The 17,343-nt window shown below is 60.0% G+C and carries 19 protein-coding genes; 8 read left to right on the top strand and 11 right to left on the bottom strand.

The annotated features are described in order from the left end of the window. Nucleotides 1–101 precede the first annotated feature (101 nt). Entirely contained in the window at nucleotides 102–2,231 is a 2,130-nt protein-coding gene (gene pnp / locus GTP45_RS06125) for a polyribonucleotide nucleotidyltransferase (RefSeq protein WP_161012994.1), read from the bottom strand. A gap of 200 nt (nucleotides 2,232–2,431) precedes the next feature. Further along, a complete protein-coding gene (gene rpsO / locus GTP45_RS06120) occupies nucleotides 2,432–2,701 on the bottom strand; it encodes a 30S ribosomal protein S15 (RefSeq protein WP_161007899.1) in 270 nt (89 codons plus the stop codon). 138 nt (nucleotides 2,702–2,839) lie between these two features. Between rpsO and GTP45_RS06115 the strand changes: the two genes are divergently transcribed. Continuing rightward, nucleotides 2,840–3,325, top strand: coding sequence for a hypothetical protein (locus tag GTP45_RS06115; protein ID WP_161012993.1), 486 nt, complete (start codon nucleotides 2,840–2,842; stop codon nucleotides 3,323–3,325). Between the two features lie 101 nt (nucleotides 3,326–3,426). Then, nucleotides 3,427–4,221 carry a hypothetical protein gene (locus GTP45_RS06110; protein ID WP_161012992.1) on the top strand — a complete coding sequence of 265 codons (795 nt, stop codon included), beginning with the start codon at nucleotides 3,427–3,429 and terminating at the stop codon, nucleotides 4,219–4,221. 4 nt (nucleotides 4,222–4,225) lie between these two features. On the opposite strand, the gene GTP45_RS06105 is transcribed toward GTP45_RS06110, so the two are convergent. The 5 genes from GTP45_RS06105 to GTP45_RS06085 form a co-directional block, all read right to left on the bottom strand. After that, complete coding sequence (locus tag GTP45_RS06105) at nucleotides 4,226–5,149, bottom strand: sugar kinase (protein WP_161012991.1); 924 nt, start codon at nucleotides 5,147–5,149, stop codon at nucleotides 4,226–4,228. Then, complete coding sequence (locus tag GTP45_RS06100) at nucleotides 5,146–6,693, bottom strand: 2-isopropylmalate synthase (RefSeq protein ID WP_161012990.1); 1,548 nt, start codon at nucleotides 6,691–6,693, stop codon at nucleotides 5,146–5,148. Before GTP45_RS06100 ends, GTP45_RS06105 begins: the two co-directional genes overlap by 4 nt. A gap of 45 nt (nucleotides 6,694–6,738) precedes the next feature. Next, on the bottom strand, nucleotides 6,739–7,617 hold the full coding sequence (gene pssA / locus GTP45_RS06095) for a CDP-diacylglycerol--serine O-phosphatidyltransferase (RefSeq protein ID WP_161012989.1): 879 nt from the start codon (nucleotides 7,615–7,617) through the stop codon (nucleotides 6,739–6,741). A 67-nt stretch (nucleotides 7,618–7,684) separates the two neighbouring features. Further along, nucleotides 7,685–8,434, bottom strand: coding sequence for an SIMPL domain-containing protein (locus GTP45_RS06090; RefSeq protein ID WP_161012988.1), 750 nt, complete (start codon nucleotides 8,432–8,434; stop codon nucleotides 7,685–7,687). Nucleotides 8,435–8,496: 62 nt separating this feature from the next. Then, nucleotides 8,497–9,264 carry an SIMPL domain-containing protein gene (locus GTP45_RS06085; protein WP_161012987.1) on the bottom strand — a complete coding sequence of 256 codons (768 nt, stop codon included), beginning with the start codon at nucleotides 9,262–9,264 and terminating at the stop codon, nucleotides 8,497–8,499. A 201-nt stretch (nucleotides 9,265–9,465) separates the two neighbouring features. Between GTP45_RS06085 and GTP45_RS06080 the strand changes: the two genes are divergently transcribed. Further along, nucleotides 9,466–10,191, top strand: coding sequence for a LamG domain-containing protein (locus GTP45_RS06080; RefSeq protein WP_161013450.1), 726 nt, complete (start codon nucleotides 9,466–9,468; stop codon nucleotides 10,189–10,191). A gap of 67 nt (nucleotides 10,192–10,258) precedes the next feature. Then, nucleotides 10,259–10,510, top strand: coding sequence for a hypothetical protein (locus GTP45_RS06075; protein ID WP_161012986.1), 252 nt, complete (start codon nucleotides 10,259–10,261; stop codon nucleotides 10,508–10,510). Nucleotide 10,511: 1 nt separating this feature from the next. Here the strand turns inward: GTP45_RS06075 and GTP45_RS06070 are convergent, their stop codons facing one another. The 4 genes from GTP45_RS06070 to GTP45_RS06055 all read right to left on the bottom strand — a co-directional run bounded on the left by GTP45_RS06070 (nucleotide 10,512) and on the right by GTP45_RS06055 (nucleotide 14,683). Then, nucleotides 10,512–11,300, bottom strand: coding sequence for a nucleotidyltransferase domain-containing protein (locus GTP45_RS06070; protein ID WP_161012985.1), 789 nt, complete (start codon nucleotides 11,298–11,300; stop codon nucleotides 10,512–10,514). A gap of 80 nt (nucleotides 11,301–11,380) precedes the next feature. Beyond that, the gene (gene ilvC, locus GTP45_RS06065; RefSeq protein ID WP_161012984.1) at nucleotides 11,381–12,397 is read right to left on the bottom strand and encodes a ketol-acid reductoisomerase; all 1,017 of its coding nucleotides are present in this window, start codon (nucleotides 12,395–12,397) and stop codon (nucleotides 11,381–11,383) included. A gap of 53 nt (nucleotides 12,398–12,450) precedes the next feature. Then, the gene (gene ilvN / locus GTP45_RS06060) at nucleotides 12,451–12,942 is read right to left on the bottom strand and encodes an acetolactate synthase small subunit (RefSeq protein ID WP_155467747.1); all 492 of its coding nucleotides are present in this window, start codon (nucleotides 12,940–12,942) and stop codon (nucleotides 12,451–12,453) included. A gap of 1 nt (nucleotide 12,943) precedes the next feature. Then, nucleotides 12,944–14,683: an acetolactate synthase 3 catalytic subunit gene (locus GTP45_RS06055; RefSeq protein ID WP_161012983.1), complete on the bottom strand. Its 1,740-nt coding sequence runs from the start codon at nucleotides 14,681–14,683 to the stop codon at nucleotides 12,944–12,946. A gap of 443 nt (nucleotides 14,684–15,126) precedes the next feature. Here GTP45_RS06055 and GTP45_RS06050 point away from each other — a divergent pair, with 443 nt between their 5' ends. From GTP45_RS06050 to GTP45_RS06035, 4 genes are read left to right on the top strand one after another with little or no spacing between them, the layout of a single operon-like run. After that, nucleotides 15,127–15,693 (top strand): RNA polymerase sigma factor, encoded by a 567-nt coding sequence (locus GTP45_RS06050; protein WP_161012982.1) that lies wholly within the window; start codon nucleotides 15,127–15,129, stop codon nucleotides 15,691–15,693. Continuing rightward, nucleotides 15,690–16,103 (top strand): DUF3619 family protein, encoded by a 414-nt coding sequence (locus GTP45_RS06045; protein WP_161012981.1) that lies wholly within the window; start codon nucleotides 15,690–15,692, stop codon nucleotides 16,101–16,103. Before GTP45_RS06050 ends, GTP45_RS06045 begins: the two co-directional genes overlap by 4 nt. Nucleotides 16,104–16,107: 4 nt before the next feature. Then, the gene (locus GTP45_RS06040) at nucleotides 16,108–16,818 is read left to right on the top strand and encodes a DUF3106 domain-containing protein (RefSeq protein WP_161012980.1); all 711 of its coding nucleotides are present in this window, start codon (nucleotides 16,108–16,110) and stop codon (nucleotides 16,816–16,818) included. Then, on the top strand, nucleotides 16,808–17,311 hold the full coding sequence (locus GTP45_RS06035; RefSeq protein WP_161012979.1) for an RDD family protein: 504 nt from the start codon (nucleotides 16,808–16,810) through the stop codon (nucleotides 17,309–17,311). The genes GTP45_RS06040 and GTP45_RS06035 overlap by 11 nt, the downstream gene beginning before the upstream one ends. Nucleotides 17,312–17,343: the final 32 nt, after the last annotated feature.

Raw genomic sequence — 17,343 nt, 5'->3', positions numbered from 1 at the left:
CAAATTTCCGCTTTGGGGTTGAAACTGGCCTTCACACGACTCAAAAAAAAGCCGCCGGGCTTGCGCGCCGGCGGCTTCTAGATCAGCTTACGCTGTAGCGATTACTGCGCGTTGGCAGCAGCCGCAGCGGCTTCTTCAGCAGCAGCTTTCATCGACAGTTTCAGGCGGCCGCGGTCGTCGGTTTCCAGAACCTTGACGCGCACTTGCTGGCCTTCTTTCAGGTAGTCAGCCACCGCGTTCACGCGCTCGTTGGCGATCTGCGAGATGTGCAGCAGGCCGTCCTTGCCTGGCATCACTTGCACGATGGCGCCGAAGTCCAGCAGTTTCAGCACGGTGCCGTCGTAGGACTTGCCTACTTCGACCGATGCGGTCAGCTCTTCGATGCGGCGCTTGGCTTCCTGGCCGGCAGCAGCGTCCACGGAAGCGATGGTGACCACGCCTTCGTCGCTGATGTCGATCTGGGTGCCGGTCTCTTCAGTCAGCGCGCGGATCACGGCGCCGCCCTTACCGATCACGTCACGGATCTTCTCTGGATTGATCTTGATGGTGATCAGGCGTGGTGCGAAGTCCGACAGTTCGGTCTTCACGCTCGGCACGGCCTTTTGCATTTCGCCCAGGATGTGCTCGCGGCCTTCTTTGGCTTGCGCCAGCGCCACTTGCATGATTTCCTTGGTGATGCCCTGGATCTTGATGTCCATCTGCAGCGCGGTGATACCGTTGCGGGTGCCGGCTACTTTGAAGTCCATGTCGCCCAGGTGATCTTCGTCACCCAGAATGTCCGACAGCACAGCGAACTTGCCGCCTTCCTTGATCAGGCCCATGGCGATACCGGCCACGTGCTCTTTCATCGGCACGCCGGCATCCATCAGCGCCAGGCAGCCGCCGCAGACCGACGCCATCGACGACGAACCGTTCGATTCGGTGATTTCCGACACCAGACGCACCGAGTAGCTGAACTCTTCCGGCGATGGCAGCGCGGCAACCAGTGCGCGCTTGGCCAGGCGGCCGTGGCCCACTTCGCGGCGCTTCGGCGTACCGACGCGGCCGGTTTCGCCGGTCGCGAACGGAGGCATGTTGTAGTGCAGCATGAAGTCGTCGGTGTACTCGCCCATCAGCGCGTCGATCTTCTGCGAATCACGGGCGGTGCCCAGGGTGGCGACGACCAGTGCCTGGGTTTCGCCACGGGTGAACAGCGCCGAACCATGGGTACGCGGCAGCACCGAGGTGCGGATCGAGATTGGACGCACGGTGCGGGTGTCGCGGCCGTCGATACGTGGCTCGCCGTCCAGGATCTGCGAGCGGACGATCTTCGATTCCATCTCGAACAGGATGTTGCCGACTTCAACCGAGTCAGGTGCGGCAGCGCCGGCAGCGCTAGCTTCAGCAGCCAGGTCGGCGATGATTTCAGCCGATGCAGCGCGCAGCTTGTCGGTACGGGCTTGCTTGTCGCGGGTCTGGTAGGCGTCGCGCAGTTTGGCTTCGCCGAAGTGGGCCACGCGGCCGATCAGCGCTTCGTTCTTGGCAGGTGCAGTCCACACTTGCTCAGGCTTGCCGCCGTCGCGCACCAGGTCGTGGATCGCGTCGATCACGACTTTCATCTGGGTGTGGCCGTAGACCACCGCGCCCAGCATGATTTCTTCCGACAGCTGCTGGGCTTCCGATTCCACCATCAGCACGGCGGTTTCGGTACCGGCAACCACCAGATCCATCTGCGAGGTCTTCAGTTGTTCAACGGTAGGATTCAGGATGTACTGGCCGTTGGCGTAACCCACGCGGGCAGCGCCGATCGGGCCGTTGAACGGCACGCCCGACACGCACAGCGCGGCCGAAGCACCGATCATCGAGGCGATGTCTGGATCGATTTCTGGGTTGACCGACAGAACGTGCACAATCACTTGCACTTCGTTCATGTAGCCCTCTGGGAACAGAGGACGGATAGGACGGTCGATCAGGCGGGACGTCAGGGTTTCTTTTTCCGAAGGACGACCTTCACGCTTGAAGAAACCGCCCGGGATTTTACCGGCTGCGTAGGTTTTCTCCAGGTAGTCGACGGTCAGTGGGAAGAAGTCCTGGCCTGGTTTCGCGTCTTTACGCGCTACCACGGTGGCCAGCACGACGGTGTCTTCAATCGACACCATCACCGCGCCGGAGGCCTGACGAGCGATCTCGCCAGTTTCCAGCGTGACGGTGTGTTGACCGTACTGGAAGGTTTTCGTAACTTTATTAAACATGGGTAATCCCTTTCTATTTGCCGACAGATTTTCAGGAGCTGTCGTTCACCTCACCACAGGCAGCGTTGCCGCCACCTTTACTACTCACTACAACGGTACAACTACATTCCACTTAGCAATTTTTTAATGCTCAAAAAGACAAAATGCCCGCGACAGCAAGCTGGCGCAGGCATTTTGTTTTAAGCCGGACGGCGCAAAAATTACTTACGCAGGCCCAGTTTAGCGATCAGATCGCGGTAACGGGTTGCATCTTTGCCCTTCAGGTACGACAGCAGGGATTTACGACGGTTAACCATCATGATCAGGCCACGACGCGAGTGGTGATCTTTGCTGTGGGCTTTGAAGTGGCCGTTCAGTTCGTTGATGCGGGCGGTCAGCAGTGCAACTTGCACTTCTGGGGAGCCGGTGTCTTTTTCGCCGCGGGCGTTGTCAGCGATGATCGCTGCTTTGTTGATGTTTTCTACGGTCATGATATTTACCTTTAACATGCGGTGCGCGGAGTCGGAACCCTGCTCACCGTGATTTACAATAAAACCCGGTCGGAAAGACCAGACCCGGAAGTATAGCGGAAAAAAGTCCCGCCTGTCTGCTTTTTTCAGGAGGTAATCATGAGTAAACCGCTGATTTGCGCCCTTTGGGCGCTCTCGCTGGCTGGATGCGCCCAGTTTGGCCGCCCGCCGCCCCAGCCCGGCGATAGCCGCGAGGCCGTGCTAGCGCGGCTTGGCCAGCCCACCAATGTCTACGCCAACGGCAACGACACCATGCTGGAATACGCCTACGGCCCCATGGGCCAATACACCTGGATGGCGCGGCTAGGGCCGGATGGCCGCCTGCGTTCCTATGAACAGGTGCTGACCAGCGCCAAGTTTGCCACCGTGCAACTGCGCAAGGATAACAAAGAAACCATCTTGCGCACTTTCGGCCGGCCGACGCAGGTCACGCACTACGCCAGCGTGGATGGCGATGTCTGGCTATATCGCTACAAGGAACAGGATGTGTGGAATTCCATGATGTCGGTGGAGTTCGACCGGCAAGGCATGGTGCAAGCCTTGGTCAACGGGCCGGACGAGGAGCGCGAAGTGCGGCGGCGCTGAAGTAGGAGCAGTCCGACGCGCATTGCGGGCGTGCGCCGACGGTGCTGGAGGGTTGTGGTTGCTATGATCTTTTCATCAATATTGCAACCCAAGGAGCCCTCATGTCCCGTCACGCCTTGTCTATCGCCACCGTATTTGCGCTGAGCGCCGCCAGCGCCTTCGCCTTCGCCGAACCGGCTGCCCCGCTCGATCGTGCCAGCATCTCGCTCGGCGCGTTCTATACCGAGCCGCGCATCAACTATAACGGCGAAACCAACTACGGCCGCGTCGACACCGGCACCTATAAGACCGATCACGTCACGCTGCCGCGCGCCAAAGCACAGCTGCTGCTGGGCGATACGCAGGGTCTGGACTTCGACTACTACCGCTACGACAAAACATACAGCCCAAGCCTGAGCGGCAGCACCAACATCAACGGCCAGCAGCTGACCGGCAACGGCAAGCTCGATGCCAAGCTCAAACTCGATCTGGCCAACCTCGCCTATAAATGGTGGATCGGCAGCGGCAAAGATGTCTTCGGCGTGGGCGTGGGTGCGGCTTACTACCGCGCGCGCGTGGACGGCACGGCCAGCGGCGTGCTGAACGGCATCGCCGGCAATGCGGCTTACTCGGAGAGCGAGCATGCGTATGCGCCGCTGGTGGAACTGGGCTGGCGCCATGCGGTGTCGGACAATGTGCGCGTGTATGCCGATGCTTCCGGCATCAAGAAAAACGGCGGCAAGATCCATGGCCACATCTATGGGGGGGCGCTCGGCGTGGAGTGGTATCCGACGCCGATGGTGGGCGTGGTGGCTGAATACAGCACCAGCAAGATCAGCCTGACCCGCGACCGTGACGACACCGACCTCAATGTGCGCCTGAGCGGCCCGGCGGCTTACGTCAAGTTCCGCTTCTAAACAATCAGCCCAGTGCCGCGCGCACTTGTGCTGCGGTTGGAATTGGCGCGACTGCGCCGTGGCCTAGCGTCGACAGGCCGGCGCTGACGTTAGCATAGCGTACCGCGTCGGCCAATGTGTCGCCGGCGGCGAGGCGGGCTAACAGCGAGCCGTCGAAGCAATCGCCGGCGCCGGTGGCGTCTACTGCCTGCACGGCGCGAGATGCGGCCAGTTGCGGCGCTTCGCCCTCCGCTGCGTACCATGCGCCTGCCGAACCGGCTTTCAACACGATGGTGCGCGCGCCGTGAGCGCGGGCCCACGCGAAGATCGCAGTTACGTCGTCGGTGCCAGCCAGCGTCACTGCTTCGTCCAAGCTAGGCAAGAACAAATCGGTCAGCGCAATCGTGGCGCTGATGGTCGCGCGGGCGCGGGCCAATGGCCACAAGGACAAGCGCAGATTCGGATCGAAACTGACTTTGCCGCCCGCCGCACTTGCTGCTTCAATCGCGGCAAACACGGTATCGCAAGCGCCGGCCGAAATGGCCTGTGAGATGCCTGACACGTGCAGCCATTGCGTGCGTGACGCCGCGCTCAAGTCCATGGTCTGCGGCAGCATGCGGCTGGCTGCAGAGCCGGCGCGCAGATAGCTGAAGCTATGCCCCTGCGGGCCGTGATTCACGAAATACAAACCAGTCGGCGCTTGCGCATCACGCGCTACCGCGCTCACGTCTACGCCTTCGGCTTGCCACAAGTCGAGCAGCATGCGGCCGAAATGATCTTCGCCTACGCGGCTTAGGTAGGCCACGCGCGCGCCCTGCCGGCTGGCTGCGATCACCGCGTTCGAGGTGTCGCCGCCGAAGCCCTGGCGGTACATAGGTTCGCTGGCTTTGGCCTGGTTGAACTCCACCATCGCCTCGCCCAGCGCTACAACGTCAAAATCTTTACTCATGGTTGCGGGTTCACTCGCTCAATTTTGGAATGCAGTTTATTCAGGGCCGACAAGTAGGCCTTGGCCGACGCCACGATGATGTCCGGGTCTGCGCCAACGCCGTTGACGATCCGGCCTTCTTTCGACAAGCGCATCGTCACCTCGCCTTGCGACTGCGTGCCGGTGCTGATGGCGTTCACCGAGAACAGCACCAGCTCTGCGCCGCTGCCCACTTCGCCCTCGATGGCGTTGACGGTGGCGTCAACCGGGCCATCGCCACGGCCTTCGCTAACGTGTTCTTCGCCGTCGACCAGGAACGCCACTTTCGCAGTCGGCGTCTCGCCGCTGGCCGAGCGCTGCTCCAGCGAGACGAAGCGATAGAACTCGCTTTCCTGCGACTGCTGTTCGTCCGACACGAGTGCGAGAATGTCCTCGTCAAAAATATCGGCCTTGCGGTCGGCCAGTTCCTTGAAGCGCGCGAAGGCCGCGTTGACCTCCGCTTCCGACTCCAGATCAATGCCCAGCTCCTGCAAGCGCTGCTTGAACGCGTTGCGGCCGGACAGTTTGCCCAGCACGATCTTGGTTGCAGTCCAGCCTACATCTTCGGCGCGCATGATCTCGTAGGTCTCGCGCGACTTCAGCATGCCGTCCTGGTGGATGCCGGAAGCGTGCGCAAATGCGTTCGCGCCGACCACCGCTTTATTCGGTTGCACCGCAAAGCCGGTAATCTGCGACACCATCTTGGACGCCGCCACGATCTGCGTCGTATCGATGCCGCATTCGAGATTGTAGTAACCGCCGCGCGTGCGCAGCGCCATCACTACCTCTTCCAGCGCGGTGTTGCCGGCGCGCTCACCGAGGCCGTTGATAGTGCACTCGATCTGCCGCGCACCGCCGATCACCACGCCGGCCAGCGAGTTTGCCACCGCGAGGCCCAAGTCGTTATGACAGTGGACCGACCAAACGGCCTTGTCGGAATTCGGAATGCGCTCGCGCAGGCGGCGGATGGTTTCGCCGAACAGCTCCGGCACCGCGTAGCCCACGGTGTCAGGGAAGTTGATGGTGGTCGCGCCCTCGGCGATCACGCCTTCCAGCACGCGGCACAGGAAGTCCTCGTCCGAGCGGCTGCCGTCTTCCGGGCTGAATTCAATATCGTCGGTATGCTGGCGCGCGAAGCGCACTGCGTTGCGGGCCTGCTCCAGCACCTGCTCCGGCAGCATGCGCAGCTTGGCCTCCATGTGCAGCTTGGAAGTCGCGATAAAAGTGTGGATACGTTTGCGTTCCGCCGGCAGCAGCGCTTCGGCAGCGCGGGCGATGTCGCGGTCATTGGCGCGCGACAGTGAGCAAATCGTCGACTCGCGCACCGCAGTGGCAATCGCCTTGATCGATTCAAAATCGCCGGGAGAGGCGGCTGCGAAGCCGGCCTCGATGACATCCACGCGCAGGCGCTCCAGCTGCTTGGCGATGCGGACTTTCTCGTCCTTGGTCATCGACGCGCCCGGCGATTGCTCGCCATCGCGCAGCGTGGTGTCGAAAATGATTAGGCGGTTGGATGAGTTGTTCATAGGTTGCTCCTTGAATCTGCTACTCAGGGCCTGCCGCCCTCTCGCTTAGTGACGTTCGCTTGGATCGTCGCTATCCATATCGGTCTGGATCAAGCTGACCTTTTTGCCCTTGGCAGCGCGCCATGCGGCGACGATGTAGCCGGACAGGCCGTAGGCTGCGAACAAAGGCCACAACGTGGCTGCCGGTTTAATCGCAATCAGCGCCAGGCCAAGCGCGATCAGGAACACGCCGATGAACGGCACCGGCTTGCGGAAGTTCACGTCCTTGAAGCTGTAGAACGGCACGTTGCTGACCATGGTCAGGCCGGCAAACACCGCGATGCCCCACGATACCCAAGCCATCTCCAACCCGGAGATATCAAGTTCGAGATCCAGAATCATCAAGATAAAGCCGGCCACCAGCGCTGCGGCGGACGGCGACGGCATGCCCTGGAAGTAGCGCTTGTCCACTACTTCGATATTGGTGTTGAAGCGCGCGAGGCGCAGCGCGGCGCCGGCGCAGTAGACGAAGGCCGCGATCCAGCCCAGCTTACCCAAGCCGCGCAGCGACCACTCGTACATCACCAGCGCCGGTGCGGCGCCGAAGGACACCATGTCCGACAGCGAATCGTATTGCGCGCCGAATTCGCTCTGGGTGTTGGTCAGGCGCGCGACGCGGCCGTCCAGGCCATCAAGCACCATGGCGATGAAGATGGCCCATGCCGCGTGTTCAAACTTCTGGTTCATCGCCATGACGATGGCGTAGAAGCCGCAGAACAGCGCGGCGGTGGTGAAAGCGTTTGGCAGCAGGTAAATGCCGCGATGGCGCGGCCGGTCCAGATCCTCTCCGCGGGCGCGACGCGCAAAACGGCTGAAGCGTGACGTTTTGGGCAGCTTGGCTTGGGCCGCGCTGTTCTTGGCGCGGCGGCGGGGAAAGTTGGGCATAGTGGTCCGTTTCTCGTTATCGGGATTGCGCCATCATTATAGAGGAGCCGACCGCCACATGGCACGCTTACTTGAAGCGCACCTTGCCCACCAAACGCATCGACAAGGTGGTTTCGCCGGGTTCAAAACTTGGCTCGGCCACGCCTTGAGGTGCAGGCGGCGCGGCCGGTGCCGCCATCATCATGCGCGAGGCGGTGGCTTCCACGCGATTGCTGTAGTTGCCCGAGCCTTCAAAGTCCACCGTATCGAGCACGGCGTCGCCCAGCTTGCGGCCCATGGCCTTGGCGATCGAGGCGATGCGTTCATTCAAGTTGAGATAAGTGGCGGCAATACGCTGGTCTTCCAGCTGGCGCGTGGTTTCCGGCGACAGGCCGAAATGCAGGTTGTTCAGGCTCAGTATGGACTGGGCGGCAGCCACGGTCTTGGGCAGGCTGTCGAGATTGGTGGTGATCACTTGCAGCGACTGGCCCACGCGCCACGAGGTCGGCACGCGCGGCTTGCGCTGCTGGCCCGGCGGCAGCGGTGCTTCTTCCGCGTAGACGGGATATGTGTAATAGCCCTGCGTTTTCAGGCTGGCTTGCGGATCGGCCTTCTTGACGATGTCCAGCCCCTGCTTCATCTTGGTGTTGACGCGCGAGGCGGCGGCGGCCTTGTCCTTGTCCATCTCTTCCACCGACAGCGTGATCGTGGCCTGATCGTTGGTGCGCTTGACCTCGCCAAACGCGGGCACCACCACCAGCGTGCCAGCGGTGGACAGGGATTGAGCGTGGGCGGTGAACACGCAGGCCGCGAGTGCGGCCATCGCAAGGTATTTCATTGCAAGCTCCTGCGTTGAGATAAAAATAACACTCTACCTCAAACGCAGGGGCTGAGGTCGCCTTACTTGAAGCGCACCTTGCCGACCAGTTGCATCTGCAAGGTGGTTTCGCCCGGCTCGAAGCTTGGTTCGGCGACGTCCGCGCTGTCGGCGGTTTTCATGCGCATCATCATTGGCGCTGGCGCGTAGGCGGCTTCGCGCTGAGCATAGTTGCCAGAACCTTCGAAGTCGACCGTATCGAGCACGGCGTCGCTAACCTTGCGGCCCATGGCGCCGGCGATCGAGTTGATGCGCTCGTTCAGATTCTTGTAGGTGGCGGCGATGCGTTCATCGTCGAGCTTCTTGGTGGTTTCCGGCGTCAGGCCAAAGTTAATCGCGTTCAGCGTCAGAATCTTTTGCGCGGCGGCGACCGTCTTCGGCAGCTTGTCGAGATTGGTCGTGGTCACTTGCAAATACTGGCCGACGCGCCACGCGGTTGGCACGCGCGGCTGCTTGACCGGCTGGCCGTTCGGCAATACGCGCTCTTCCGGGTAGACCGGGTAGGTATAGTAGCCCTGCGTTTTCAGGCTCGCTTGCGGATCTTCCTTCTTCACGATATCCGCGCCCTGCTTCATCTTGGCGTTGACGCGCGAGGCGGCGGCGGCCTTGTCCTTGTCTTGCTCCTCGATCGCCAGCGTGACGGTGGCTTGATCGTTGGCGTGCTTGACCTCGCCGTAAGCGGGCACCACCACCAGCGTGCCGGCAGTCGGCAGCGACTCAACCGGAGCAGCGTGCGCGGCCAGCGCGAAAGACACAGCAGCAGCGGCGGCGAGTTTGTTCATCATATTCATTGCGGGCTCCAGAGTTAAGATAACGACAAGCCGCACTGTACATGAATTTCCTGAGCGCACCTGTAAGACATAGTGAGCGTTTGTAACATTTTTACACTGTGGTATTTTGCGACGGGAGCTTTATCCGGGGTAAATATCAATATAAAATCGACATTCAAACTTATTCCATTTGAACAAAAATACCTCGGCGAGGAGACATCAATGAATGCGAATAAAGTACTTCCCTTGGCAGCAGGTTTGCTGCTGGCCAGTGCGGCTCAGGTACAGGCAGCCACACTCATTCACCACTACGACTTCACTTCCGGCGTAACCGATAGCGCTGGTAGCGCCAACGGCACGCTGCTGGGTGGCGCCAGTACCGCCGGCGGTGTACTGACGCTGGATGGTGATGGCGACTACGTCCAGTTCAGCAGCTACCTCGTCCCCACTAGCGGCAGTTACTCGGTGAGCTTCTTTGCCCAGCGCGCCGTGGCGCAAGGCTCGTACACCGAGGTGATCTCGCAGGCGAATACCGGCGGCGGCTTCTACATCGGCACCGACCCATCGGGCAACATCCGCGCCGCCGACAATTGGCTCTCAACCGGCGTTGCCTTTGGCGCCCCTGGCATGACCGATCACTACGCTCTAACTGTGGACGCCGCTAACAACGTCTCGCGCCTGTACGTGAATGGCACGCTGGCGGCATCGGTGGGGTATGCACTGACCAGCGTTACGGGCGGCACCTACACCCGCCTCGGCCGCCAGTTCGATCCGTACGCGGAATTCTTCCAAGGCACCATTGATGACGTCCGCATTTACGATGGCGCGTTGACTGGCAATGAAGTGGCGCTGCTGGCAAATCCGGTGCCTGAGCCATCTACCTACGCCATGCTAGTCGCAGGTTTAGGGCTGGTCGGCGCCTTGGCCCGGCGTCGCCGGATATCTTAAGCATCTGCTAATAGTAGGACGCACGAAGCTTGTTATCATGCGGTTCCGACCATTAGGAGACGTGATCATGGCCGTCCTGGAATTCTTCATACCGCTGTTGTTCGAAGTCATATTCTATGGCGTGGGCCGCATCCTCATTCCCATCGTATCGCTGGGGCGCGCCCGCGCGGAAACGCCTAAAGAAGCCATCTATAGTTCAACCGTCATTCACACCCGCATAGACGGCAAGGTCGTCATCTCGGGCGCCTTCACCATGGTGTTCGGCATCGCTAGCCTGATCCTGCTCGCCATTCTCGCTCACTATCTCCACGCGGCCTGAACTACGTCCACGCCTGCGCGAGGCTACGGTGGAATAGCGAATTCAACTCAGGTAGCACATCGCCGCGCTCAAACCGTGCAGGCGCGACGGTTTCCAGCCGCGTTAATTCCGCCTCGATAAATGCATTAATACTGGCAACTGGACGATCCAAGCCCAACTCAGGCGCAGCGCGCTTCTTCGCTAGCAGCACTTCGATATCGGCAAGTAAAGTGCGGTCGTCACCCAGCAAGTGCATTAGCTTGCTGAATTCGATTGGCGCAGCAGTGCCATAGCGTTCCAGCCAGCGCACCGCCAGCAATGGGCGCAGCACGTAAAAGTACTTCTTTAACGGCACCATGTCGCCTTTCAGATAGCCTCGAAAATTAGTCTTGGCCATGCTGCGGTAGTGATAGATGCCGCTTTCGCAGGAATACACAGACGGCAGCAACTGGCGCGCATCGTCCGCGAAACTGCCGTGCTGCGTGTAGACAATCGACGACTGAATCCACTCCACGAACGCCGGATTAGATTTCCAAAAAAGCCGCAACGCTTTACGCAAATCCCATCCGTTGATGTCGATGTCATCGACAATCGGGTACTCAATCACATCACGCTGCTCTTCCAGCCCAACGGACACGTACCAGTCTTTAGGATGCACATAAATGAAGCGCGCATCGTAATCGCTGTTCGGCGATTCAAATCCCCAAGCACGACTCCCCGATTCGACAGCTAACAAAACACGCACACCATGCTCTGCTTCGGCATCACGGATGCGCCGAAGAATATCGTCACGTACATCAGCAGGAATCATCAATTTCTCCACGTGCAAAACCAAATCATACAAAACAAAAAGCCGGCATGTGCCGGCTTTTTGCGTGAGGAAGAAACTGCTTAGTTCTTCGACTGGTCAACCATTTTGTTTTTGGCGATCCATGGCATCATGGCGCGCAGTTTGGCGCCGACTTCTTCGATCTGGTGCTCGGCGGTCAGGCGGCGGCGCGAGATCAGGGTCGGTGCACCGGCTTTGTTTTCCAGGATGAACGACTTGGCGTATTCGCCGGTCTGGATGTCTTTCAGGCACTGGCGCATGGCTTCCTTGGTCGCAGCGGTCACGACTTTAGGGCCGGTCACGTACTCGCCGTATTCGGCGTTGTTCGAGATCGAGTAGTTCATGTTGGCGATGCCGCCTTCGTAGATCAGGTCAACGATCAGTTTCAGTTCGTGCAGGCACTCAAAGTACGCCATTTCCGGCGCGTAGCCAGCTTCGGTCAGGGTTTCGAAACCAGCTTTGATCAGCTCAACCGCGCCACCGCACAGCACCGCTTGTTCGCCGAACAGGTCGGTCTCGGTTTCTTCGCGGAAGTTGGTTTCGATGATGCCGGCTTTGCCGCCGCCGTTGGCCGATGCGTACGACAGCGCGATGTCACGGGCGATGCCGGACTTGTCCTGGTACACGGCGATCAGGTGTGGCACGCCGCCACCCTGGGTGTAGGTAGCGCGCACGGTGTGGCCTGGGGCCTTCGGTGCAACCATGATCACGTCCAGATCGGCGCGTGGCACGACTTGGCCGTAGTGCACGTTGAAGCCGTGGGCGAAGGCGAGTACCGCGCCTTGCTTGGCGTTCGGCGCGACATTTTCGTTGTAGACCTGGGCGATGTTCTCGTCCGGCAGCAAGATCATGATGACGTCGGCAGCTTTAACAGCTTCGTTCACTTCGGCGACCTTCAGGCCGGCTTTCTCTACCTTCTGCCACGAAGCGCCGCCTTTGCGCAGGCCAACGGTCACGTTGACGCCGGAGTCGCTCAGGTTTTGCGCGTGGGCGTGGCCCTGCGAGCCGTAGCCGATGATAGCCACGTTTTTGCCTTTGATCAGGGAGAGGTCAGCGTCTTTGTCGTAGAAAACTTTCATGTTCATTCCTAGTAAATTCGTTTCAGTTGAAGTACTGCTTATACTGGTGCTGCTTATACTTTGAGGATGCGTTCGCCGCGTCCGATGCCGGAACCGCCGGTACGTACCGTTTCGAGAATCGAAGCGCGGTCGATCGAGTCGATAAACGCGTCGAGCTTGCTCTTGGCGCCGGTCAGTTCGATCGTGTAGCTTTTCTCGGTGACGTCGATGATGCGGCCGCGGAAGATGTCCGCCGTGCGCTTCATCTCTTCCCGTTCCTTGCCCACCGCGCGCACTTTAATCAGCATCAGTTCGCGTTCGATGTGCTGGCCTTCGGTCAGGTCCACCACTTTCACCACTTCGATCAAGCGGTTCAGGTGCTTGGTGATCTGCTCGATGATGTCATCGGAACCGGTGGTCACGATGGTCATCCGCGACAAGGTTGGATCTTCGGTCGGCGCCACGGTCAGCGTTTCGATGTTGTAGCCGCGCGCCGAGAACAGGCCCACCACGCGGGACAGCGCGCCGGCTTCGTTTTCCAGCAATACAGAAATAATGTGTCGCATGTTAGAGATCCTCCGAACCCAGCAGCATTTCAGAGAGGCCCTTGCCTGCTTTCACCATCGGCCAGACGTTTTCCCCTTGATCGGTAATGAAGTTCATGAAGACCAGTTTGTCTTTCATGGCAAAGGCGTCACGCAGTGCGCCATCAACATCGCCCGGTTTTTCAATGCGCATGCCGACGTGGCCATAAGCCTCGGCCAGCTTCTCGAAGTTCGGCAGCGAATCCATGTAGGACTCGGAATAGCGCGAACCGTAATCGATCTGCTGCCACTGGCGAACCATGCCCAGGAAGCGGTTGTTCAGCATGATGATCTTCGGCGTCAGGTGGTACTGCTTGCAGGTCGCCAGCTCCTGGATGCACATCTGGATCGAACCTTCGCCGGTGATGCAGGCCACCGTGGCGTCAGGGTTCGCCATCTGCACGCCCATGGCGTACGGCAGGCCCACGCCCATGGTACCCAGGCCGCCCGAGTTGACCCAGCGCTTAGGCTTGTCGAACGGGTAGTACTGCGCAGCCCACATCTGGTGCTGGCCCACGTCGGAGGTGATGAAGGCGTCGCCCTTGGTCACTTCCCACACTTTTTGCACCACGGCTTGTGGCTTGATCACCAGGTCGGACGAGGCGTACTTGAGGCAGTCCTTGCCGCGCCATTCGTTGATCTGCTTCCACCAGTCTTTGAGCGCAGGCGCGTTAGGCTTGGCATCCGCAGCGTCGAGCTGGGCCAGGAATTCGATCAGCACGTCTTTGACGTTGCCGACGATAGGAATGTCCACTTTCACGCGCTTGGAGATCGACGATGGGTCGATGTCGACGTGAATGATCTTGCGCGGGTTGGAGGCGAAGTGTTTCGGATTGCCGATCACGCGGTCATCGAAACGCGCGCCGATGGCGATCAGCACGTCGCAGTTCTGCATCGCCATATTGGCTTCGTAAGTACCATGCATGCCCGGCATGCCGACGAATTTCTCGTCGCTGGCGCGATACGCGCCCAAGCCCATCAGCGTGTTGGTGACTGGGAAGCCAAGCTTGTCGACCAGCTTGTTCAGTTCCGGCGAGGCATTGGCCAGAATCACGCCGCCGCCGGTGTAAATCATCGGGCGTTCAGCTTGCAGCAGCAGTTGCACTGCCTTGCGGATCTGGCCGGAGTGGCCTTTGTCTACCGGTTTGTACGAACGCATCTCGACCTCTTTCGGGTACGAGTACGTCGTTTTGTGCATCGAGATGTCCTTCGGAATATCCACCAGCACGGGGCCTGGACGGCCGGTGCGGGCGATGAAGAAGGCTTTCTTGATGGTCTCGGCCAAGTCTTTAACGTCCTTGACCAAGAAGTTGTGCTTGACCACCGGGCGGGTAATACCGACCGTGTCGCATTCCTGGAATGCATCCTGGCCGATAGCGTGGCTCGGCACTTGGCCCGAGATCACCACCATCGGGATTGAGTCCATGTACGCAGTGGACAGGCCGGTCACGGCATTGGTCACGCCCGGGCCGGACGTCACTAGTGCAACACCGACTTTATCCGACGAGCGCGAGTAAGCATCGGCAGCGTGGATCGCAGCCTGCTCGTGGCGTACCAGAACGTGTTGGAATTTGTCTTGCTTGAAGATGGCGTCGTAAATGTACAGAACCGCACCGCCTGGATAGCCGAAGACGTGTTCTACGCCCTCTTCCGCCAAGCAACGGACGACGATTTCTGCGCCAGTCAGTTGATTACTGCTTTGTGAAGATGCTTCGGTATTCATGAAACATTCCTTTCAAGGTCCATTGGAGATTGATCGGATGCTCTGTCCTAACGAAGTACACCTACCGCTACAGCTCTGCCCAGACTCCCTTTATTTATGCGGTCGCACTGCCTCTTCCGCCAACCGTAGTGACGTGCAAAGCGATGCTAGCGCAAACTCTCGTTTGGCCGGGTTTTCCGTAGTGGTTATGCGTACCTCTCGTACTTGTGGTACGGGCGAGAGCAAACTGCCTACATATGAAAGCGCGTCGTGTCGTTTGCGGCGTTGTGTGCCTGCTGCGACCAGACCATAGAGCTTCGGGGTTGTTCAAAGCGTCCCATACGGTACACCGGCCCACCCGTTTCAGCAAGAGCTAATTTGGAAAATGGTCGTTTTTGAGCTAAAACCATGCAAAACATGACGTTTTTTGCTAGCATGCGCCACAGTTCAAAACATCCCGACGCATGGCCACAGACAAAGAATTATCCGACTTCCTCGAAAACGTCGAACGCCGGGCCTTCAAGCAAGCCGTCTACGCAGTACGCAAGGACGAATCCGCTCTCGATATCGTGCAGGACGCGATGATCAAGCTCGCCGAAAAATACGGCGACAAGCCGGCTGCCGAGCTGCCGATGCTGTTCCAGCGCATCCTGCAAACCACCATTCTCGACTACTTCCGCCGCGAGAAAGTCCGCAACACCTGGGTTAGCCTGTTTTCCAGCATGGGCCCCTCCGGCGACGAGCACGAGGACTTTGATATACTCGAATCGTACTCGGCGCAGGACGGCGAGGCCGGCGAATCGAGCGCCGACCAGGTCGAACGGCAGCAAACGCTGGCCATTATCGATGCCGAAGTACAAAAGCTTCCGGCACGTCAACGAGAAGCCTTCCTTATGCGTTATTGGCAGGATATGGACGTGGCCGAGACGGCCGAGGCGATGGGCTGCTCGGAAGGCAGCGTCAAAACGCATTGCTCAAGAGCAACACACGCGCTGGCCGAGGCGCTGGCAGCCAAGGGAATTAAATTATGAACACCGACGATCTGAATTTCGCTTACAAAGTGCGCCACGCGCTCAATGAAAAGCTGGACGAGCTGCCGGCTTCGACCACAGACCGCTTGGCCAAGGCGCGCCAGATGGCGCTCGCGCGCAAGAAAGCCCACGTTGAGCAACCGCTGTCGGTGCGCGTAACCAAGGCTGAGCTGGCAGTCGCCGGCGGCGGCATCAGCGGCTTCTTCTCGCAGTTTGCGTGGGCGGGCCGCGTCAGCATGGCGGTGCCGGCACTGGCGCTGATCATCGGCATGGTCGGCATCTACCAGTACGAGCAGCAGGAACGGATCGCGGATCTGGCCGAAATCGACGCCGCCGTGCTGTCGGACGAACTGCCGCTGAACGCCTATCTGGACCACGGCTTCAACGCCTATCTGTCGCAAAGCGAGTAAGCGTATGGCATGGAGCGGTCGCGCCAAACTGGGCGCAGGTGCAGTAGCGGTGATAGCGGTAGCAGCAGCGGGCGCGGTGTGGGTCGGCAATCAGCCGGACGCGCCGGCGCTGGTCAAGGCCCCGGTGGCTGCCGTGCAAGGCAAGAACGCCGCCAAGGCGCCGGAAAAAATCCTGTGGAAAGACTTGTCGCCCGCGCAGCAGCAGGCGCTGGAGCCGCTCGCCGGTGAATGGGACGAGATCGAGCCGGTGCGCAAGCAGAAATGGCTGGGCATCGCCAAGCGCTACGCCAAGATGAATCCCGATGAGCAAGTGCGCGTGCAGGAACGCATGCGCGAATGGGTGCGCATGACGCCGGAAGAACGCCGCCAGGTACGCCAAGCGTACGCCCGCGCGCAAAAGCTGAATCCGTCGCAGAAATCGATGTCGTGGGAAAACTACCAGCTGCTGACGGACGAACAGAAGAAGGAACTGGCGGCCAAGCCGGCCACCAAGAAACAGGTCGCCAATCTGCCAACGCCGGCGCAAGCCAAGGTGCAGACCGTGGCGCCGATCAAGCCGGCCGCGCCGACTGCATCGCCAGGCGTGGCTACGCCGGTGGTGCCGCCTGTCGTGCCGCCCCCTGCCCCGGCCACCGATGCGGCTGCACCGCTGCCGAATGCTTCCAACGTCACGCCAACGCCACCAGTACAACCTGCCCCTGCCGATGTCAAATAACCCGACTATCAAGCGCCGCCTGATTTCGATGGTGTACGAATCGCTGCTCGGCTTTGCCGTGCTGTTCTTGCCGTTTCTGGTGTTTGAGGTTGTAACGCGCGCTAGCCACACGCCGCTGGTTGAGCATCTGCGCCAGGCGCTGGCCTTCCTCGTGCTGGGCTTCTACTTTATCCATCAGTGGAGCCGCGACGGCCAGACGCTGGCGATGAAGACGTGGCGCATGAAACTGCTGGGCGCCAACGGCGGCGGTGTGTCGCCACGCGCAGCAACCGTGCGTTATGTGTTGAGCTGGATGTGGATTTTGCCGGCGCTGGTCCTGGCGCTGGCCTTGGATCTGCACCGCTGGCAGGCGCTGGGGGCGATCTTCGCAGGCATCTTGCTGTGGTCCCTGACTGCCTTCTTCGACAAGGATCGCCAGTTCCTGCACGATAAACTGGCCGGCACCCGCATGGTGCAGCTGCCGCCGCCGGAAAAGAAAAAGAAAAATGGCTGATTGAGCCGCGCAGCAAACCCAAAAGTTTGGGG

Origin of the sequence: Duganella rivi (assembly GCF_009857435.1) — a bacterium.
GTDB classification, from domain to species: Bacteria; Pseudomonadota; Gammaproteobacteria; order Burkholderiales; family Burkholderiaceae_D; genus Rugamonas; species Rugamonas rivi.
The sequence above is the reverse complement of the archived record's forward strand: the minus strand, read 5'-3'. Positions and strand labels throughout refer to the sequence as shown.